General features: G+C 74.9%; 1 protein-coding gene. It reads right to left on the reverse strand.

Going from position 1 to position 975, the window contains the following annotated elements:
- The coding region (locus CCN35_RS27300; RefSeq protein ID WP_211285591.1) for a hypothetical protein at positions 1–901 on the reverse strand (901 nt) is incomplete at its 3' end.
- Positions 902–975: the final 74 nt, after the last annotated feature.

Below are 975 nucleotides of genomic sequence, written 5' to 3' on the forward strand. Positions count from 1 at the left end.
GCGGGGTGGTGGGCGGGGGCTCCGGCGCGCGGCGGCGTACGAGGCGGAAGGAGCGCCGGCGGCGGGTGAGCCAGGTCAGGGCGGCCACCGTCAGCCCGAGGGCGATCAGGAACCAGGAGGTGGTGCGCAATGTGGCGGTGAGGGCGTCGTAGACGGCGCCGGCGGCCGGCTGGGAGACCTCGGCGGGCAGGTCGGCGAGGGTCATGCTGCGGCCGATGGAAAGGGCGAGCACGAGCAGCGCGCCGCCCAGGGCGGTGCCGAGCGCGGCGGCGGTCAGCGCACGGCGGCGGCGGACGGCCAGGGCGAGGCCGGCGACGGCGAACACGACGGCCCCCACCGGGAGCCAGAAACCGGCGACTTCGAGCACGTGGAACCCCTTCCGCAGATGGCCCAGCCGCTGGGCCGGAAGCAGGTCGACCTCGGTGTGCTGGACGGGGATGCGGGAGGCGAGCGGTACGCGCTCCTCGGCGAGCCGTGCCTTGACCTGGGCGGTGACCGGCGCGAGGTCGACGGTCACCGGGCGTCCGGACCCGCCGCGGTCGTCGCGCAGGGCCCGCAGGACGGCGTCGTGGGCGGCCCGGTTGCCCTCGTTCCACGCCGCCCGGAAGGCCTCCGTCCGGGTGAACGACCGCACCGCGTCGTGCACGAAGGGGGCGACGGTGCCGTGCAGGACGCCGCTGTCCAGGTCCTGGCCGATCTCGCGCATGATCCCGTCCCCGACGGTGTTCACGATGGCGTCGCGCACGTCCGGGTCGTCGGCGAGCGGCGCCATCGTGGTGACGTAACGGCCGGTGTCGGCCAGGTCGTACGCCGCCCAGGCCGACACCGCTCCGAGCGGTGTGAACAGGCACGAGAGGACGATCAGTACGGCCGACAGGCCGCTTCGCAGTCGTCGGGACACATGTCCAGCCAAGGCCGCCCGCAGGGGCCCCGCGAGTGGAGCAAGGGCATTCGGGTGACGGCGGCGGTGACGAC

It is taken from the genome of Streptomyces thermovulgaris (genome assembly GCF_002155915.1).
GTDB lineage: Bacteria > Actinomycetota > Actinomycetes > Streptomycetales > Streptomycetaceae > Streptomyces > Streptomyces thermovulgaris.